The organism is Flavobacteriales bacterium, from assembly GCA_016699575.1.
Classification (GTDB): Bacteria; Bacteroidota; Bacteroidia; order Flavobacteriales_F; family PHOS-HE28; genus PHOS-HE28.
In genome coordinates this window covers 4,258,711-4,273,312 of record CP064979.1, presented here as the reverse complement: position 1 = coordinate 4,273,312, position 14,602 = coordinate 4,258,711, and the positions used below count along the sequence as shown (strand labels likewise).

Below are 14,602 nucleotides of genomic sequence, written 5' to 3'. Positions count from 1 at the left end.
GGTTGGCCAACCTAACGGACCCTGACCATGGCGGACGATCGCGAGGATGTGTACAGCAAGCCGGTGCGCGCGGGAAAGAGGACGTACTTCTTCGACGTGAAGAGCACGCGTGGCAAGGATCTCTACCTCACGATAACGGAGAGCAAGAAGCACACGCACGAGGACGGTTCGGCCAGCTACGAGAAGCACAAGATCTTCCTCTACAAAGAGGACTTCGAGAAGTTCGCGGACGGCTTGCACGATGTTTTCGCGGAGATCGACCGGTTGAAAGCCACCGGCCAATACATGCAGCACGACAACCAACGGCACGACCGCCCCGCGCAGCCTGAGCAACCCTCGAACGCGCCGCATGATGCGCCGTTCACGGATGTGAATTTCGAGGACCTGGACCGCAAGGACGTCTGAACGGCAGTGCCTGCGCCGCTACATTCGCGGCCCTTTCGTCCACCGTTCGTAGGGTGGCGGAAGCGAACCTATGAAGACCAATGTGACCCTGCCGGACGGAAGTGTCCGCAGCTATGATGGCCAAGTGACGGCCATGGACGTGGCCAAGAGCATCAGCGAAGGCTTGGCCCGCAACGTCCTTAGTGCGAAGGTGAACGGGGAAGTGCGCGATGCGAACCGCGTGTTGCCGGAAACGTGCACCCTCGCATTGCTGACCTGGAACGACACCGAGGGAAAGTCCACAATGTGGCACAGCAGCGCGCACGTGATGGCCGAAGCATTGGAAGCACTGTTCCCCGGAACCAAATTCGGCATTGGACCGCCCATCGAGAACGGCTTCTACTACGATGTGGATTTCGGCGACCGGAGCGTGGGCGAAGGCGACTTTGCCGCCATCGAGGCCAAGTTCAAGGAGCTGGTGGCCAAGAAGCTGGTCTTCGATCGGAAAGAGGTTTCCAAGGCCGACGCGGTGAAGTACTTCACCGAAAAGGGCGACGAGTACAAACTGGAACTCATCGAAGGTCTGCAGGACGGCCAGATCACCTTCTACACGCAAGGCAATTTCACTGACCTCTGCCGTGGGCCGCACATCCCCGACACGTCGTTCATCAAGGCCTTCAAGGTGTTGAACGTGGCCGGGGCCTACTGGCGCGGAGATGAGAAGCGCAAGCAGCTCACCCGCCTCTACGCCATCACCTTCCCCAAACAGAAGGAACTGGACGAGTACTTGGTGATGCTGGAGGAGGCCAAGAAGCGCGACCACCGGAAAGTGGGCAAAGAACTCGACCTGTTCACCTTCAGCGAGAGAGTGGGAGCGGGGTTACCCCTTTGGTTGCCGAAGGGAGCCGCCCTCCGTGAACGGCTCATCAACTTCATGAAAACGGCCCAGGAAAAGGCCGGTTATGTGCAAGTGGCCACGCCGCACATCGGGAGCAAGGCGCTTTACGAGACCAGCGGCCACTGGGAGAAATACGGCAAGGACAGCTTCCAGCCGATCAGCACCCCGCAGGAGGGCGAGCTCTTCATGCTGAAGCCCATGAACTGCCCGCACCACTGCGAGATCTTCGCCAGCCGTCCGCGCAGCTACAAGGATCTGCCTCTTCGCTTGGCAGAATTCGGGACTGTTTACCGCTATGAACAGAGCGGCGAGCTGCATGGTCTTGCCCGGGTCCGCGGCTTCACCCAGGACGATGCTCACCTGTTTTGCCGACCCGACCAGGTGAAGGAAGAATTCCTTAAGGTCATCGACCTTGTCCTTCTGGTCCTCAGGGCCTTGAACTTCGAGAAGTTCGAGGCGCAGGTCAGCCTGAGGGACAAAGAAGACCGCAGCAAATACATCGGTAGCGAGGAGAACTGGGCAAAGGCTGAGCAGGCGATCATCGATGCGGCGGCCGAGTGCGGCATGAAAACCACGGTGGAATACGGGGAGGCGGCCTTCTATGGCCCCAAGCTCGACTTCATGGTGAAGGATGCCTTGGGTCGTAAGTGGCAGTTGGGCACCATCCAAGTGGACTACAACCTGCCAGAGCGGTTCGAACTGGAATACGTTGGCAGCGACAACGGTCGGCACCGCCCGGTGATGATCCACCGTGCCCCGTTCGGCAGCCTCGAACGGTTCATCGCGGTCATCATAGAACACACGGCCGGGAAGTTCCCCCTGTGGCTCACGCCCGAACAGGCCATCCTGCTGCCCATTTCGGACAAGTACATCGACCAGTGCAAGGCCATCGCCGCGAGCCTGAAAGATTCTGATATTCGCGCCCTCGTTGACGAGCGGAACGAAAAGATCGGGAAGAAGATCCGCGATGCGGAGCTCAGCAAGATCCCGTTCATGCTCATCATCGGAGAGAAAGAGGCCGGCGACGGCACCGTGAGCGTAAGGGAACAGGGCCAGGGCGACCTGGGCAGCATGTCCCCGCAAGCCTTCACCGCACTGGTGCAGGAACGCATCGCGGCGCAGCTCGGCAGCCTCTGAGGCAGTAGCAGGAACCAACAACCCTTCAGTGGCAGGACCCCCGTTCAATAAACCCCGGCCGCCGTTCAGCGGCCCTCGCCCAGGTGGTGGCAGGCCCCCGTTCAGGGGCCGTGTGCGCAAGGAAGACCCGCACCGCACGAACGACCGCATTTATGGTGTGAACCAGGTGCGCGTGGTTGGCGAGAACGTTGAACAAGGCGTTTTCCCATTTGCCGATGCCCTGCGGATGGCGCAGGAACTGGGTTTGGACCTGGTGGAGATCAGCCCCACGGCCGATCCACCGGTCTGCCGCATCGTGGATTACAAGAAGTTCCTGTACGACCTCAAGAAGAAGCAGAAGGAGATCAAGAGCAAGCAGAGCGTTGTTGAACTGAAGGAGATCCGCTTCGGGCCCAACACCGACGAGCACGACCTGAACTTCAAGCTGGCGCACGCCAAGAAGTTCCTGGCCGAAGGGCACAAGGTGAAGGCCTTCGTGTTCTTCCGCGGCCGCAGCATCGTGTTCAAGGAGCGGGGCGAGATCCTTCTGCTCAAGTTCGCACAGGACCTGGAGGAGCACGGCGTGGTGGAGAGCATGCCCAAGCTGGAGGGCAAACGCATGATGATGTTCATCATCCCCAAGAAGAAAAAGTAAGGGCGCGATCCCGGGTCAAGCCGGGATGACAAGCACCCCACAAGGCACACACTGACGACGACAACACGAGAGGCCATGCCAAAACAAAAGAGCAACAGCGGCGCGAAGAAGCGTTTCAAGCTCACCGGCACCGGTGAGATCAAACGCAAGCACGCATTCAAGAACCACATCCTCACCAAGAAGGAGAAGAAGCGGAAGCGCGGTCTGCGCAAGTTCGCCACGGTGCACCCCACCGAGAAGAAGAACATCCTGGCCCTCATCGCCTGAGGCCGGGACGGTAACGTTAAACCAGGGCCTGCCAGCACAAAAGTCTCCTCACCGCAGGGGCGCTCAGGACCGAAAACCAACGAAAGATGCCAAGAGCAACCAACAGCCCGGCCAGCCGGGCCCGAAAGAAGAAAGTCCTCAAACTGGCCAAAGGCAGCTTCGGCAAACGCAAGAACGTTTGGACCGTTGCGAAGAACAGCGTGGAGAAAGGCCTCACGCACGCCTTCGATGGCCGCCGCCTGAAGAAGCGCGATTTCCGTGCGCTGTGGATCCAGCGCATCAACGCCGCCACACGCATCAATGGCATGAGCTACAGCGTGTTCATGAACGGCTTGAAGAAGAACAACATCAACCTGGACCGCAAGGCGCTCGCCGAGATCGCCTACACGGACATGGCGGCCTTCAAGGCCATCGTGGACAAGGTGAAGTAACCATCCAAGTCAGTGTGTGGAAAGGCCCGCGATGAGCGGGCCTTTTCGTTTTGTGCTGCCCCACCAGCATTACAGGGGTGGGAAACCAGTGCCTGACCCCTCCGTGCGTTGGACAATGCCAACCGCTCATGAGCGTTAGGCAACCATTGCTCGTCTTGAGCATTGAAACCTTGGGATATTCGACGAGTGCCTTATTTTCCACGGCGAGTTCCTTCTAAACCCTGACCCCATGAGCGAAGGAGAACGGACGGAGATGATCGCGATCGGTCATCCCTCCTTGAGGCATTGGACCGATCGCAATGGCATTGTGCTGAACGAGGCCGTCCTGGCGCTAACACGACTTTCCCAACAAGTATATAGCGACCGGCCGGCCCTGCTCGATCGCCAACTGAAGTGGAATTACCTGATGCTGCAAGGACTCATCAACACGCTGCGCATGCTTGAACCATTGCAGGACCGGGATGTCTTTGCGTTGGGCCAGCGTTGCCCGGACCGGCTCCGTTCGCAGACCGAGGCCCTTCGGTTTTCGATCGAGCTCGCCGAAGCGCGCTACACTGACCTTGAGGTGCTCAACTACGTGAACCGGGTGGAAGCCATGCACCGCGAAGTGGTCGACTCGGTCAACGCTTGGTACTTGCGGTCTTCTTGACGGCCGCCACCTCGCGCTCCAAGCTCTTCACGCGTTCCGCCAAGGCGGAAACGCTCTCTTCTTCTATCGTGCTCCGTTCCAGTTGGGCGTGCAGCGAACGTTTGAACAGGTCTTCCAGACTGGTCAGACGGTCATACACTTTCGTGAGCATCTCATCCGGCACAGGTTGGCCTTTGCGCGGCAGCGGTTGGGTCCGCATCATCTCCCCACGGCCGAACAGCAGCCAATCCGGGTTCAGGTCCAAATGCCGGTCCAGCAGGTCGCGCACGAGCAGGATATTGGGCGGATTCTTGCGGTTGCGTATGTTGCTGATCACTGCTTCCGAGGTCCCCAGTTCCTTGCTCAGGCTATAGCCCGTATAGCCCAAGCCTTCCATGGCCCGTATGAACCTGTCGTTCAGGGCCTCGACATTCTTTTCCAGTGCAGCGGTCGACACGATAACCAAGGCCTTTACAACGGATAGGCCGGACAAAACTAGGCCCAGGCAAAGGCGATGGGCGACCGGGCATCTACAACGCTCCACCAAGGGTTGTTAACACCCTTGTCTGCCAAGAATGACGGTCCTAATCCGCCAACACGAAACGGCACGTGCGCGACCTGCCTTCAGGATCGGCAACCGAAGCCACATAGACGCCGGCCGCCAACGCCCTTGGGAGCGGCGCTGCGCAGGGCGTGCAATTGCCTGACGCGGTGAAAGTGGCCCCAGAGGTATTGACGGACCGCCCGCTCATATCCGAAACGGCAACGGAATAGCCCTGGGCATCCGGAAACATCGGGCCGAAGACCAACAGATCACCTTGCGCGGCTGAACAGCGCAATGATCCAACTTGCATGGAAAGTGTCTCTTGAATACCGATAGGGGTACCGGTCAAGCGTACCAACACGATATCCGCGTCGTTGTTCAAGACAGTGGTCCTGCCAAAGACACAAACCACTTTCCCATCAGACAGCGCAGCTATGTCATTGGCGTGGTGTTGCGCAGGTGAAAAGTTCAAATAGGCATATCCGTTCGTGCCAAAGGAAGGATCGGGACTGCCATCCGATAGGAACCGCACCACCATATGCGACCATGCATTGCCCGAGTAGTGCCTTCCTCCAACAATGAAACGCCCGTCCGGCAATGCGACCATGGTCCGGGATGCCTGAATGTTCGGCACGATCTCGTTAACAACACCGCCCGTGCCATAATTCGCGTCCAACGTACCATCTGGTAGCAATCTTACCGAACGAAGGTCGTTCCCGCTTTGCCCACTGATCAGGACCTTGCCACTGGGCAGTAGGGCATGCTCTCCTTCCGGCAAGGAAACACTCTCCATGAAAACCCCATTGGTACCGAATGCGGGATCCAACGTGCCATCGGCGGATAGCTTGAAGATCCTTAGTTCGTTAACTTGATGATTGCCAGAAGCGACCAGCGATCCGCCAGGTCCGGAACTCACATGGATCAGTTGCGTGCCAGCTTCGCTAGTGGTCGTTGCGCCCCCTGTACCGAATGACGTGTCCAACTCCCCGGCGGCGTCGAGCTTAACGATCAATGGATAGTAGTAGTTGGACGAGTCCATCACAGACCCTGCTCCGACCAACGAACCATCCGAAAGCAATACAATGCTGCCCAAACCGGAACCGAACGGGTGTTGGGCAACGAAAAGCCCCCCTTGGCCGAAGCCAGGGTCAAGAGTGCCGTTCCCATCAAGCTGCAAGACAAAGCCTTGATAGTTCGAGCCGCTCAATGCGGTGCCAACCACCACAAGACGACCATCGGGCCTCACAGTGATCGACCAGGCTACATCGGATCCGCCCGCATGGTCGTACTCGAACCAGCCATTGCTCGCAAAATCGGTGTCCAGCGAACCATCACTATTGAACCGCGCAACGAAGAGGTCCTCTTCAGCCGGATAGTCGCGCTTGCTGCCGCACACAACCACTTTCCCATCCGGCTGCAGTGCCATGCCCAAGGCCACATCGGCCTTGCCATCCAAGTCGTGTTGCACCACACCGTTGTTGCCGAAGGTGGGGTCGGGCAGGCCGTCCTGGGCGAACATGGCGGTGTGCAACAACGTGGCAAAGGCCAAGCAACCGATGGTGTGGAGCGTCAGCTTCATGGGTACGGATGTGATGATGGAAAAATAGGAGGTTGTCCGACATAGGGTCACTAACCGCTAGGGTTGATTGCGTTTGACCCGGGCTGTGGGTCGCATGCCGGCAACCGTTGTACGTTCTGCAGATGCCGCTCGCCCGACGGTCGCCTTGACTTGGAACGAACGAACTAAGTTTGGGGGACTCCGGCCAGCGTGTCCCGGGGCAATACCACTGATCAACCGTAGCTACTATGTGCAGGAAATTGATGATCGTTTTGATCGCAGTGCTTCTCCCTTGCAGTTTGATGCAGGGTCAACCAGGTCCGGCCATCGAATGGCAGAAATGCCTGGGTGGAAGCAACGATGATCTGTTGCGGAGCGTGAAGCCCACCACGGATGGTGGTTTCATCCTCGCGGGCCACACGTTGTCCAACGATGGAGATGTTTCCGGCAACCACGGCGACGAGGACTATTGGGTCGTGAAGCTGGACGGCCTCGGGGCGCTTCAATGGCAAGTGGCGTTGGGTGGATCGGATGAGGACAAGGCCTCGGGTGTGGTGCAGACCACCGATGGCGGCTATCTCATCTGCGGCAACACGAAAAGCGATGACGGCGATGTCACCGGCTTCCACGGTGGTGACGATGTGTGGGTGGTGAAACTCTCCGCCGCTGGTTCTTTGCTCTGGCAAAAGACATTCGGCGGGGGCTACAGCGACTGGTCCTCGGACCTGCACATCACGGCTGATGGGGGCTGTGTCGTGGTTGGGCGCTCCAACTCCATCGATGGCGATGTCGTTGGCGGCCATGGTGGGTTCGATCTGTGGTTGATCAAGCTCGATGCCAGTGGCACGCTGCAATGGCAGAAGCCCTTGGGCGGTAGTGGCTCAGATCTAGGTACCGCCGTGGACGTTGCAAGCGATGGAGGATTTGTCGCAGTGGGTACGACCAACTCGGCCGATGGCGATGTGGTCGGGTTTCTGGGCGTAAGGGATCAATGGGTGGTCCGCACGGATCCCAATGGCAATGTGCTTTGGGCCAATACGTATGGGGGGAGCGACGAGGACCATGCTGCTGGTGTGACATTCACAGACAACGGTGGATGCACCGTGGCTGGTTATTCACGATCGAACGACTTTGATGTCAGTGGGAACCAAGGTGGTTGGGATGCATGGGTGGTACATCTTGACGCGGTAGGCGACCTGCAGTGGCAAACGGCAATTGGCGGTGCTTATACTGACCTGGGGTTGGCCCTTGCGCCTTGTCCTGATGGTCAGGTGGTCGTGGTGGGTACCACGGCGTCCTTCGGCATCAATGGGTTGGAGGATATGTGGGCGATGAAACTCGATGCAGCTGGTGTATCGCCATGGCAGCAACCGCTCGGCGGACAGGATTATGAGGACGGCTACGCGGTCGCCGTAACCGCCGATAACGGATTCATCCTCGGCGGAAGCACTGCGAGCAACGACGGTGATGTGAGCGGCAACCACGGGCAGGATGACTTCTGGGTGGTGAAGTTGGCCGCCGATGGCACCGGGCTTACTGAGACGGGAATACCGCAATTCACCTGCGCGCCGAACCCCACGAGCGGTTGGACCATGCTGACCCTTGAGGCTGCAATAACCGGCCATGTTGAGGTCAGCGATGCACTGGGTTCGATCGTGCATCGGCAAGCACTGGTGGGCACAACCTGCGCACTGGACCTGAGCAACCTGCGAGCTGGTGTTTACATGCTTACCGTTCAAGCACCGAAGGGCGTGGTTGTGCAGCGCTTGGTGAAGGAGTGAACACGATCCGTGTTTGAACATTGTGCGCGCACGAGCGCAGGCTTCCGTACGGTGCTGCCGCCTGTGTTGAAGACTATTCCCGAAGCAGCGCGTAGTTGAAAGGGATTGTTTTGGAGGGCCAAAGGCCCGCGACCGATGGACACTCGCCGAAGGCAAGCGTCATCTCGGTGTTACCACGCGAACTGGTGTAGGGGTGGTGCTAGGGCTGATGCTGGGACTCCTTCTTCCAAACAGTGATCTGGGTGGGGTGCAGCCCGTGGCGTTGTGCCGACTCGCTCAACGTCTCGCGCTCCTTGAGCGCTTCCAGCACCACTTTCGTCTTGGAGGCGGGGCTATGCTTCGGTAGGTCTTCTTCATGGTGTCGTTCAGAAATGTACTGACAGCCCACCTGTCGTGATTTACCCTACCACCTCACAGTGCCATCCTCTCAGTTCACAGAAATCGGGTGGAGCTTTGTCATGAATCCTTCATGTTCCTTGCGAACGATTACTAAGTACAGTTCTTCCGAGTGACGTTGTATTTTCCAGTACAGAATATCAAGTGGAATCATAAGAGCTATGCTATCCACCTTCATGACATATGTTATTGATTCATAATTCACGTAGGAACTGTCCACGTATCCAATCAGTACATCTTCGCAAACTCCAATGGAATCACCGGCAGCATTTGAGAATTGCACCTGACCCGATCGAAAGTGCTTCATGGATAGACTGATCCCGCGCAAGGACCTATCCGAATTCAGGGTTCTGCACTTAATCCATTTGTAGGTGGAACAAGTTGGCATTGTGGCGCTAGAAGAATCTGGACTTGACCCACAGGAAATAAGCACGATGCAACTTAGAAATGAAAGTAGCAGAGAGCCCCTGATCATCGATTAGATGCCTTGTAGGTTGTGAACACGTCTAGTGGCAAGGTAACCTGTATGCCTTTGTTGTTGTATTTGTAAACCGTGTTGTTTCGGACTGCCAGGACGTAGTGAGCTCGGTCGGTTCGGGCGTTTCGGATGTCAACATCGCTCGGTTCTGGGTCGGAAACGAACTGCCTGTAGAAAACATCGGGGTGCGTGTGGAAGTCTCCTGCAACAAGGAAGTCATCCGGAACCAATTCTGGATTCGCGTGCTTACCAACATCTATCGAGGGAATTTCAGGCGGTACAAAAGCCTTGCCGGGAGCTGCTGGAACAACAAGGTCCAAACCTCCTGTGGTACCATACTGCCCTCCCTCTTCGTGATAGCCGCCACGTCGATCCCCAGCATCTGCGCTTGGGCTTTGTGACGCAGTGACAGCCTTTCCCATCTTACTCCTTACATAGTATGACGGTAGCTCTACTGCGGACTTCGCATCATCCCGTGTGAGGTTCTCGCCTGAGAGCCACCGCTTGTTGAGTGCATCTGCCTCCTTGTTATCGGCAAGCACATAGACCCTGCCATCATTCTGTCCATCTGTGTAGGCGAGCGTTCCATCTTGTCGGAGGAAGTCACCCGCACTGCGTCCATCAGGGTCGAGCAAACTAATGGGGTTTCCAAGGACGTAGTTGTACGCCGACCAGTTGGCGAACTCATCCGCCAGTGGATCCAAGTTCAAGAATCTGGCCGCGTCGCTGTCGTAGTAGCGCGCGCCGCGGTAATCGAGCCCGGTCTCCTGGTCGCGCTCATGGTGGGTGCTGAGGTACTTCTCAGGTGCGCCGTCGTATTCGCGCAGGATCTTCCCGTATGGATAATAATCCGCAACGTGCTCCAAGGTGTAATCGATGCTCGGTGGTCCGCCCACACCCCCGCAATCCGTTACCACGGGCGTGTAGGTAACGCGGGTGTTGCCCAAGTGGTCGTGCTCGTAATAGGTCACGGGGGGCAGGGTGAGATCGGCCATGAAGGTATAGGTCCAAATGGTACTTCCACCACGGGTATTGGGCGGGCCCAGGTTGAGGATCTCCTCCACGCTGATCAGCAGATCGCTCTTGAGGCCCACGCGGGGCACGCTGAACTGGTAGGCCGTGCTTGGGATCAGGATGTCCAACGTGTTGTGCTCGGCATCGATATCGGGGTACTCAAGGCGTGCGGCGTTGTATCCGGCTTCGGTCATGTACCACTGGCCGTTGTAGGGCGGGTCGAAGTAGTAAATGGTGACATCTGCAGGGAATCCGTTCTGCGGGTGGTTGAGGGAGAGCAGCACGTTGCGCAGGTTGGCGAAGCGCAGTTCTTGGGCGGCCTGTTCGTTGCGGGCCAGGTCGCTGGTGTAGAGGGCGGCTTGCTGGGTGCAGAGGGGCTTGATGCGGGCGAAGCGGGTGGTGCCGAAGACGTACCACTGCCAATCGGCCACGGTAAGGTCTTCGAGCTCCTCGCACTTCACGCCGTTGAGGTTGAGCACGCCCAGTTCGCGGCCTAGGACATCACGCAAATAGAACTCATTGATATCGCCGGGGTCTTCCATCTTATGGATGCGCATGTCGGCGGCGTTATAGAGGTAGTGGTCCTTGGGGTTGCCGGGCAGGTTGCGGGCAATGTGGAAGGGCAGGTTGGCGCGGCCATAGGTGGTGTGGTCGAGCCCACGGAAGTCGTCGCTGAGCAGGTTGCCCAGGTGGTCGTAGGTGTACACGCGGTCGGGGGCCTGTGTGCCGGGCTGTGCCAGCACACGCAGCAGGCGGTTGTTGGCCGTGGCGTAGTCGTAGTCCCAGGCATGTTTCTCCACATCGCCGTTGTCGTTGAGCAAGCTGCGCTGCAGCCACTGGAAGTTGCCGATGCGGTCAAAGGCGTAGCGCTCGTCGTCGTTGGGCTGGTGGCCGAAGACGGCGTCGCCTTGTATGCCGTCCGCGTAGAGCAGGCGGCCAAGGCGGTCGTAGGTGTAGCCGTAGGTGGTGAATGTTATTAGTTGGGCCAAAGGCCCGCGACCGATGGACGCTCGCCGAAGGCAAGCGTCAACCCTGTGTTCTCACGCGAGCTGCTGCTGGGTGTTTATCGCTAGGGAACATTTTCGCTTGGGAGGGCGTTTCTCCAAAACTCTCCCTTGGGGTAACGCGAAGATTTCAAGACGATACCCTTTGGACTGTACACGATATCCTGTCTGATCGACTGGTCCGGATAAAAAATGTGTTCACGTGAAAGTCGGCCATGGATGTAAATTCGCTCACTCCTCAGACTTCCTTTCTGAAGATTCCAGCAACCACCATGGAGCTTTCCACTATTGAAGCGCAACACCTCGGATAGTCGACCATCAATAAAATTCTCCACCGTCACGATGCTGTCGTTCACGTACTCACACCGTCGAAATAAGCGTCCATCGGTATCCCAGAAAGTGCCAGGCCCATTGCGGTAGCCATGTTCGTAAAGCACTTCGTATCGAATACGATCGGTACTATCGGTGATGAAATACTCACCAACGAGTGTGTCATTCGAGTATGTGCATTCCACCATCCAGCCAGAGGAGAATTCACTGGGCCAGGATTCATCAATGACCCCATACGGGAATATCCACTTGCCCTGTCGAAGTCCTAACGAGTCGGTTTCGTTCAATGTCATCACCTGGCCTTTGCAGACAGCGTAATGGCACAATACAAGAAGCGCTGGACATATCCATTTGATCGTTTTGAGCAGGTAACTATGGCACAGCATTATAGTCCGTAATTGACTGTTGACCATCAGCTGGGTTAACTCGAAGGGCATATCTAAAGTTGGTAATGACCCCAGCTGGGGCGACACCACCGTTAATGAGGACCTGCACCTGAGTATTACCTTGACCGAGGTTGAAATTGATACGAGTACCTGATCCATCACGTCTTAGTACAGCTCCGTTTGCGTCGGATCGTGTGTTCGTCGCAGTATCAAAGAGGGTGTTACCGCTCGCAACGTCGACGATCTGCATTCTGTCCGGTATCCCATACATGTTGTAGCGCACAGTAAGGGTACCCTGGCTGGTACCCAAATTTTGAACAATGTTCAGCGATCCCACGCCTGTTCCTCCTTGACCACGGAGAACCTGAGTGCGATTCGATGTGGTAATATCCCAGTTCGTGGCGTCGCTATTTTGTGTCTGGGCCTCATGGCTGCGGAACCAGTTCTTGTCTCCACGACGTTGCCCCAGAATATTCCGAGAATTTCTGAATGTTTCATATATCTGTTGCTGATCCATCCCCACTAAATTAGTAGAATTTCTCTCCTTCCATTTATCGAATTTTCGTTCGAACTTACTTCTGTTATCGTTACCGGGACCGACATCCTCACTCTCCGCGCCTGTAGGATCGATCAAGCTGATAGGGTTACCTAATACGTAGCAGTATGGTGACCAGTTCACGTATTTTGCCGCCAACGGATCCAAGCTCACGAACCGGGCCACATCGCTGTCATAGTACCTCGCCCCCCGGTAGTCCAACCCTGTCTCGGCATCGCGCTCATGGTGGGTGCTCAGGTATTTCTCGGGCACGCCGTCGTATTCGCGCAGGATCTTCCCGTATGGATAATAATCCGCAACGTGCTCCAAGGTGTAATCGATGCTCGGTGGTCCGCCCACACCCCCGCAATCCGTTACCACGGGCGTGTAGGTAACGCGGGTGTTGCCCAAGTGGTCGTGCTCGTAATAGGTCACGGGGGGCAGGGTGGGATCGGCCATGAAGGTATAGGTCCAAATGGTACTCCCGCCACGGGTGTTGGGCGGGCCCATATCAATGATCTCGTGCACGCTGATCACCAGGTTCTCTTTCAGACCTGCACGAGGCACGCTGAACTGGAAGTTCTTGCCGCTGATAGTGATATCCTGTGGGTGGTGCTCGTCTTCGAAGTGCGGAACGGTTTCAACTGCTGTGCGGTAGGTGCCATCGGTCATGTACCACTGACCATTGTACGGCGGATCAAGCGCGTATATGGTAACATTGTTCGGAAACGTTCCAGTAGCCGGGTCGTAAAGGGATATCAGCACGCTGCGCAGGCTAGCGAAGCTCAACTCTTGCGCGGCCTGTTCGTTGCGGGCAAGGTCGCTGGTGTACAGCGCAGGTTGCTGGGTGCATGATGGTCTTATGCGGGCAAAGCGGGTGGTGCCGAACACATACCACTGCCAATGAGACTGTTCAGTAAAGTGTGTCAGGCCGGAGTTGCGAACTTCAAACCCTGACCCATGGAAGACAAGACGGACAAGTTCGATTACGAAGCCTTCGAGAAGGAGGCCATGAAGCAATTGCTTCTGGGCAAGCCGCTCAGCGGCAGCGAAGGGGTGCTGACGCCCTTGGTAAAACGGCTGATGGAAGCCACCCTACGGGGAGAGCTGAGCGCGCATCTGGAAGAGGACACCGGCAAGGCCAACCGGCGCAACGGGCACGGCCGCAAGCGGGTGAAGACCGCACACGGGGAGGTGGACATCGCCACCCCGCGGGACCGGAACGGGACCTTCGACCCACTGCTGCTGCCTAAACGGGAACGGGTTCTGAACGCCGAGCTGGACCTGAAGATCATCAAGCTCTATGGACTGGGGATGAGCCAGCGCGACATCAGCGACCATGTGCGCGACCTCTACGGCATCGAAGTGAGCGAAGCCACCATCAGCGCGGTGACCGACCAGGTGGTCGCCGATGTGCAGGCATGGCGGCAGCGCCCCTTGGAAGCGCGTTACGCCATCGTATGGCTCGATGCCATCCATTTCAAGGTGAAGGAAGAGGGTCGCGTGGTGAACAAAGCCGTTTACACCGCCCTTGGCGTGGGCCCCGATGGCCACAAGGACCTGCTTGGCCTCTACGTTGGCCAGCACGAAGGCGCCAAGTTCTGGCTGAGCGTGCTGCACGACCTACGCCAGCGCGGGGTGGAGGACATGCTGATCGCGTGCATCGACAACCTCAGCGGCTTCTCCGAGGCCATCGCGCTGGTGTACCCGCAGAGCGACATCCAGCTGTGCATTGTGCATCAGGTGCGCAACACCTTGAAGTACGTGAGCTACAAGCACTACAAGGAAGTGGTCAAGGACATGCGGGCCATCTACCGGGCACCCAACGAGGAGCGTGCCCTGCAAGCACTGGAAGTGTTCAGCGACAAATGGGGCGAGCGCTATCCGCAAGCGGTGAACTCCTGGCGCATCAACTGGCCGCTTCTGGCCAGCCAATACCGGTACAGCGAGCGTATCCGGCGGCTGATCTACACCACCAACCCCATCGAGGGCTTCCATGCCCAGTTGCGCAAATACACCAAGACCAAGCGCGTCTTCGAGAACGACATGGCCCTGCTCAAACTGCTCTTCTTGGCCCAGCAGCGCATCGTGGAGAAGATGGCCGCAAAGCCCATCTTCGCCTGGCGTGAGATCGCAGCCGAGTTACGCTTGCTCTTCGGACCGCGCTTCGATCCACAACTGGCCAACACCGATCAAC

At 57.5% G+C, this 14,602-nt stretch carries 12 protein-coding genes and 1 pseudogene; 8 read left to right on the top strand and 5 right to left on the bottom strand.

Annotation, left to right across the window (positions count from 1 at the left end; translation table 11 throughout):
• Positions 1-27 precede the first annotated feature (27 nt).
• The 6 genes from IPJ76_18070 to IPJ76_18045 all read left to right on the top strand — a co-directional run bounded on the left by IPJ76_18070 (position 28) and on the right by IPJ76_18045 (position 4,400).
• The gene (locus IPJ76_18070) at positions 28-405 is read left to right on the top strand and encodes a PUR family DNA/RNA-binding protein (GenBank protein QQR86465.1); all 378 of its coding nucleotides are present in this window, start codon (positions 28-30) and stop codon (positions 403-405) included.
• Between the two features lie 70 nt (positions 406-475).
• Positions 476-2,419: a threonine--tRNA ligase gene (gene thrS, locus IPJ76_18065; protein ID QQR86464.1), complete on the top strand. Its 1,944-nt coding sequence runs from the start codon at positions 476-478 to the stop codon at positions 2,417-2,419.
• A 112-nt stretch (positions 2,420-2,531) separates the two neighbouring features.
• Positions 2,532-3,053: a translation initiation factor IF-3 gene (locus tag IPJ76_18060; GenBank protein ID QQR86463.1), complete on the top strand. Its 522-nt coding sequence runs from the start codon at positions 2,532-2,534 to the stop codon at positions 3,051-3,053.
• A gap of 75 nt (positions 3,054-3,128) precedes the next feature.
• Entirely contained in the window at positions 3,129-3,320 is a 192-nt protein-coding gene (gene rpmI / locus IPJ76_18055; protein ID QQR86462.1) for a 50S ribosomal protein L35, read from the top strand.
• A gap of 86 nt (positions 3,321-3,406) precedes the next feature.
• Positions 3,407-3,751: a 50S ribosomal protein L20 gene (rplT, locus tag IPJ76_18050; GenBank protein QQR86461.1), complete on the top strand. Its 345-nt coding sequence runs from the start codon at positions 3,407-3,409 to the stop codon at positions 3,749-3,751.
• Between the two features lie 229 nt (positions 3,752-3,980).
• Positions 3,981-4,400, top strand: a complete 420-nt coding sequence (locus IPJ76_18045) for a hypothetical protein (protein QQR86460.1) — start codon at positions 3,981-3,983, stop codon at positions 4,398-4,400.
• Here the strand turns inward: IPJ76_18045 and IPJ76_18040 are convergent.
• Together IPJ76_18040 and IPJ76_18035 are read right to left on the bottom strand one after the other, a co-directional pair.
• Entirely contained in the window at positions 4,372-4,836 is a 465-nt protein-coding gene (locus IPJ76_18040; GenBank protein QQR86459.1) for a helix-turn-helix transcriptional regulator, read from the bottom strand. The two genes, IPJ76_18045 and IPJ76_18040, sit on opposite strands and share 29 nt — an antisense overlap.
• A 127-nt stretch (positions 4,837-4,963) precedes the next feature.
• Entirely contained in the window at positions 4,964-6,502 is a 1,539-nt protein-coding gene (locus IPJ76_18035) for a hypothetical protein (GenBank protein ID QQR86458.1), read from the bottom strand.
• 242 nt (positions 6,503-6,744) lie between these two features.
• Here IPJ76_18035 and IPJ76_18030 point away from each other — a divergent pair, with 242 nt between their 5' ends.
• A complete protein-coding gene (locus tag IPJ76_18030) occupies positions 6,745-8,262 on the top strand; it encodes a T9SS type A sorting domain-containing protein (GenBank protein ID QQR86457.1) in 1,518 nt (505 codons plus the stop codon).
• A gap of 199 nt (positions 8,263-8,461) precedes the next feature.
• Here IPJ76_18030 and IPJ76_18025 read toward each other — a convergent pair whose 3' ends face one another.
• The 3 genes from IPJ76_18025 to IPJ76_18015 form a co-directional block, all read right to left on the bottom strand.
• A complete protein-coding gene (locus IPJ76_18025; GenBank protein ID QQR86456.1) occupies positions 8,462-8,572 on the bottom strand; it encodes a hypothetical protein in 111 nt (36 codons plus the stop codon).
• 557 nt (positions 8,573-9,129) lie between these two features.
• Positions 9,130-11,139 carry a hypothetical protein gene (locus tag IPJ76_18020; protein ID QQR86455.1) on the bottom strand — a complete coding sequence of 670 codons (2,010 nt, stop codon included), beginning with the start codon at positions 11,137-11,139 and terminating at the stop codon, positions 9,130-9,132.
• Positions 11,140-11,856: 717 nt separating this feature from the next.
• On the bottom strand, positions 11,857-13,077 hold the full coding sequence (locus IPJ76_18015; GenBank protein QQR88503.1) for an RHS repeat-associated core domain-containing protein: 1,221 nt from the start codon (positions 13,075-13,077) through the stop codon (positions 11,857-11,859).
• Positions 13,078-13,365: 288 nt separating this feature from the next.
• On the opposite strand from IPJ76_18015, the pseudogene IPJ76_18010 reads away from it, so the two are divergent.
• A pseudogene (locus tag IPJ76_18010) lies at positions 13,366-14,562 on the top strand (IS256 family transposase).
• Positions 14,563-14,602: the final 40 nt, after the last annotated feature.

Bases quoted from the DNA above. Each gene is read 5' to 3' on its own strand.
- IPJ76_18070 (QQR86465.1), top strand. From the start codon at position 28: ATGGCGGACGATCGCGAGGATGTGTACAGCAAGCCGGTGCGCGCGGGA.
- IPJ76_18035 (QQR86458.1), bottom strand. From the start codon at position 6,502: ATGAAGCTGACGCTCCACACCATCGGTTGCTTGGCCTTTGCCACGTTG.
- IPJ76_18030 (QQR86457.1), top strand. From the start codon at position 6,745: ATGATCGTTTTGATCGCAGTGCTTCTCCCTTGCAGTTTGATGCAGGGT.
- rplT (QQR86461.1), top strand. From the start codon at position 3,407: ATGCCAAGAGCAACCAACAGCCCGGCCAGCCGGGCCCGAAAGAAGAAA.
- rpmI (QQR86462.1), top strand. From the start codon at position 3,129: ATGCCAAAACAAAAGAGCAACAGCGGCGCGAAGAAGCGTTTCAAGCTC.
- thrS (QQR86464.1), top strand. From the start codon at position 476: ATGAAGACCAATGTGACCCTGCCGGACGGAAGTGTCCGCAGCTATGAT.
- IPJ76_18015 (QQR88503.1), bottom strand. From the start codon at position 13,077: ATGACCGATGGCACCTACCGCACAGCAGTTGAAACCGTTCCGCACTTC.
- IPJ76_18045 (QQR86460.1), top strand. From the start codon at position 3,981: ATGAGCGAAGGAGAACGGACGGAGATGATCGCGATCGGTCATCCCTCC.